At 76.9% G+C, this 3,930-nt stretch carries 4 protein-coding genes and 1 pseudogene; 1 reads left to right on the forward strand and 4 read right to left on the reverse strand.

What is annotated here, in order from left to right; all coding sequences use genetic code 11:
* The coding region (locus G9H71_RS21435) for an NAD-dependent epimerase/dehydratase family protein (RefSeq protein ID WP_231135251.1) at window positions 1-482 on the forward strand (482 nt) is incomplete at its 5' end.
* A 97-nt stretch (window positions 483-579) separates the two neighbouring features.
* Here the strand turns inward: G9H71_RS21435 and G9H71_RS21440 are convergent.
* The 4 genes and pseudogenes from G9H71_RS21440 to G9H71_RS25625 form a co-directional block, all read right to left on the reverse strand.
* On the reverse strand, window positions 580-2,043 hold the full coding sequence (locus G9H71_RS21440; RefSeq protein WP_166284805.1) for a hypothetical protein: 1,464 nt from the start codon (window positions 2,041-2,043) through the stop codon (window positions 580-582).
* On the reverse strand, window positions 2,028-2,534 hold the full coding sequence (locus G9H71_RS25375; protein ID WP_166284806.1) for an RNA polymerase sigma factor: 507 nt from the start codon (window positions 2,532-2,534) through the stop codon (window positions 2,028-2,030). Before G9H71_RS25375 ends, G9H71_RS21440 begins: the two co-directional genes overlap by 16 nt.
* A gap of 94 nt (window positions 2,535-2,628) precedes the next feature.
* A complete protein-coding gene (locus G9H71_RS25380) occupies window positions 2,629-3,570 on the reverse strand; it encodes a diguanylate cyclase (protein WP_166284807.1) in 942 nt (313 codons plus the stop codon).
* Window positions 3,571-3,786: 216 nt separating this feature from the next.
* Window positions 3,787-3,930 (reverse strand): annotated as a pseudogene (locus G9H71_RS25625) (ATP-dependent DNA ligase); the annotation flags it as partial.

The following is a 3,930-nucleotide window of genomic DNA, read 5'->3' on the forward strand; positions in this document are numbered from 1 at the left end:
TCGTCTGGGGCCCGGGAGACACGCAGCTCGTTGCGCGAATCGTGGATCGTGCCCGCTCCGGGCGGCTCGCCCTCGTCGGGTCCGGGTCGGCGCTGATCGACACGACCTACGTCGACAACGCAGCGGGCGCGATGGTCGCGGCGCTCGACCGGGCGGACGTCGCGCACGGCGAGGCGCTCGTGGTCAGCAACGGCGAGCCGCGCACCGTGGCCGAGCTGTTCGAGCGGATCTGCCGCGCTGCCGGCGCGCCGCCCCCGCGGCTGCACGTGCCGTTCCCGGTGGCCGCCGCCGGCGGCGCCCTCGTCGAGCGTGTCTGGTCGAGGCTGGGCCGGCAGGACGACCCGCCGATGACCCGGTTCCTCGCCGAGCAGCTGGCGACCGCGCACTGGTTCGACCAGCGGCGCACTCGGTCGCTGCTGGCGTGGGAGCCGCAGGTGCCGCTCGCCGAGGGGTTCGCCCGGCTCGCGGCGGCGTACGCCTAGGCAGCCTGTCCTCGGGCCGCCTGCCAGGCCGCCCGTCCGGCCGCCTACCCCCGCCGCCAGCGCCGGCCGCCAGTGCATCCCGCCTGCTCAGGCCGCCTCAGCGTGCTGCGGTCAGCCGCGCGACCGCGGCGCGCAGCACGCGAACCCGCCAGTCGTACGGCTGGTCCTTCGCCACGCCGTACAGCTGGACCGTGACGACGGTGTCCCCGACGCGCGCGAACGCCACGTCGGCCTGCCCGGGCCCGAGCGGCCCGGCGCGCAGCAGGAACGCGTCGTCACCGATGCCCGCGACGCTGCCGTCCCCGCGGAACGGCAGGACGGCGCTGCACCCGCTCGCGATGTTGTCCCGGACCGTGCCGACGAAGCGCGGACCGCGCCGCGGCTTCAGGTCCGTGACCAGCGCGGCGACCTCCGGCTGCCGCTGCGGGTCGGTGCCCGGCCCGCGGAAGCGGACCGTGCGCTGGGCGACCGTGACGAACGACTGCGTGTGCGGGCACCCGCGCGGGGCGTCGGCGCTGCGCGCGAGCATCGTGTCCGGGCTGCCGGAGAAGGAGACCCGGTCCTGCCCGTCCGCCCGCCAGCCCGGGCCCAGGTCGGCTGGGCGCAGCATCGCGGCGGTGGGCGGGGCCTGCGGGGAGTCCGCGACGGGGAAGGCGACCGGCGCGGCCACCGGAAGGCCGCGCAGCCGGGCGAGGACGGCGTCGGCGAGCGCGGCGACCAGCTCGTCGCCGGGCTTCTGCGGGCCGAGCACCGAGAGGCTCGCGCCGGTCAGGACGGTCAGCGTCGCGACGCGGTCGCCGACCCACGCCACCAGGGTCCACGGCGACTGGCCGAACCCTTCGGGGTTCTCGAAGCCGCGTACGGCGAGCACGGCACCGTCGCGCTCGGTGCGGCTCAGCACGATCCCGGCGGTCTGCGGGCGGAGGAACCCCATCCCGCCGGGGACAGGGGAAGCGCCCTTCGTGGGATCGCAGACGAGCTGCCGGGCGAGCGTGTCGAAGGCCGCCGGCGCCTCGGCCGGGTCGAAGGTCAGGAGGTACTGGGTCAGGAACCACTCGGGGGCCGCGCCCGGCCGCGCCAGGCTCACCGCCACCGCCTGTCGCGCCTGCTTCGCGACCATCCCGGTCGCGCCCATGGAGTAGACGTCGCGGCGCGTCATCGTGCGCCTGCCCGTCCAGTCGACCCAGTCCGCACCGAGGTCGGGTGCGCGCAGGGCGTAGCGCTCGACGTCCCCCTCCTGCAGCGGCGGGAGCTTCGCGCGGCCGGGGACGGTGAACTGCTCGCACGCGAGCCCGGAGAGCCGCGAGGCCGGGTCGTCGTCGGGAGTCCCGGTCCCCGTCGGCGCGGTCGCCGGCTGCCGCGAGGACGGCGCGGCGAGAGACGCGCCGACGGCCACGGACGCGACGACGGCGAGCACGACGGCCGACACAGCGGCGCGGCGGGCGCGGGCCGCGCGCGCTGCTCGCCGGCGTACGGAGACCCCGTTCCCCGCCACCGCGGACCAGTCCTCGCGCTCGATGCGCTCGGCCCGGGCGGCGAGCCCGCTCAGCTCCTCGTCCACGACGGATCCTCCTCGTCGTTGCGCAGCAGGGGGGCGAGCGCCGTGCGCCCGCGCGAGAGGCGCGCCTTGACGGTGCCCTCCGCCACTCCCAGCAGGTCGGCGATCTCGCGGACCCGCAGCCCGGAGAAGTAGTGCAGGACGAGCGCGGCCCGCTGGTCGCGCGGCAGCGTCTCGAGCGCGGCCCGGACGGCCACCACGTCGGGGGAGGGCGCCGGCACGTCGGGGACGGGGCCGTGCCGCACGAGGGCCTTGAGCTGCGCCAGGCCGCGCCGCCAGTCGTTGACCGCGAGCCGCCACGCGACCGTGCGCACCCACGCCACGGCGTCGACGTCCTCGGCGCGCAGGTCGTCCCACCGGCGCCAGGCCCGGACGTACGCCTCCTGCACGCAGTCCTGCGCCCGTCCCAGGTCCCCGGTGGCGAGGTAGACGTGCCGGACCAGCCGGGGCGCCGACGCGGCGTAGAACGCGTCGAAGCCGTCCTCGTCCTGCACGCCGCCCCCCTCGGATCCCGCTGCCGTCACCCGGGGATACCGGCGCCGGGCCCGGATGGTTGCACGCCGGGGCGGAACGGTGCGGGGGCGAGGCTCAGGCCGAGCTGCGCGCCCGCTTGCGCCGGTAGAGGTCGGCGTCGGCCCGCTCGAGCCAGGCCTCGACCGACTCGCCCGCCTTCCACTGGGCCGTGCCGCACGTCCAGCTGCCGTCCGATGTGGCCTCGCGCAGCCGGTCCAGCACCCCCAGCGCCGCGGGCCGGTCGGTGTCGGGCATGAGCAGCACGAACTCGTCCCCGCCGTACCTGCCGAGGACGTCGCTGCGCCGCAGCGCCCCCTGCCAGGCGCTGGTCAGCGTCTGGAGCAGCCGGTCGCCGGCCAGGTGCCCGTCCCGGTCGTTGACGGCCTTGAAGGCGTCCAGGTCGAGCAGGGCGAGGCTCACGGGCCGCCCGGTCCGCTCGGCCAGGCGCAGCGCGCGGTCGGCCGCCAGGGCGAAGGCGTTGCGCGTGAGCAGGCCGGTGAGCGGGTCGCGGTCGGCGAGGCTGCGCAGCCGGCCGGCGAGCGTGTTCACGGCGGTGGCGACGACCCCGATGCTCGCGCTGGCGAAGACCCACGTCTGCAGGGCCGACGGCAGCCCGGCCTGGGCGAGGCCGACCGCGAAGCCGGCGCACATGAGCAGCAGGTGCGCGGTGGCCGCGCGGCGGCCGAAGAACCACGCGACGTACATCGCCGGCCAGAGGAAGCTGTAGGACGTGACCGCCGCGCCGGCGGCGGTCGTGCAGGCCGCGATGCCGCCGCTGAGGACGACGGTGGCGAGCGCGATGACCGCGTGCGGGACGGCGGAGGAGCTGGTGCGCGCCCGCCACAGCAGCGCGGCGAGCACGAAGGCGGTGACCCCGAGCCCGAACGCCAGTCCCCGGGGAGCCGTCGGTGAGAAGGGCACAGCGGCGGTCAGCAGGCCGAGCGCGCCGGCGAAGGCACAGCCGCGGGCGAGCACGCGTGTCTCTGACGGAGCGGCACCCGCCGGGCTCTGCTTCACTCGCGCTCCAGGTTCCTCCACCCGAGTAGTGCGTCGGGCGACATGCCTCCACCGGACGGCAGGCCCCGTGCCGAGCACTACCCGGCCCCGTGCGGGATCACACGGCCGCGCGGCCTGTCGACCGTCCGACGGACGTGGCCGGTCGCTCTCCCATCGACCGGCGCCGGGTCGCTCTGAGGCGTCGGAGGCAGCGGAAACGGGCCGAACGGGTGGTCGTCACTCCGGCGTCGTGTCGCCCCCGGCGCGGCGCTCCCGGGCGCGGCGCTTGCCGGCGTGCATCGCCGCGACGCGGGCGACCGGGATCGTGTGCCCCTCCTCGACCAGCCCCGGGTCGAGCGTCTGCGGCGGCGGCATCAGCTC

Origin of the sequence: Motilibacter deserti (genome assembly GCF_011250635.1) — a bacterium.
Lineage (GTDB): Bacteria > Actinomycetota > Actinomycetes > Motilibacterales > Motilibacteraceae > Motilibacter_A > Motilibacter_A deserti.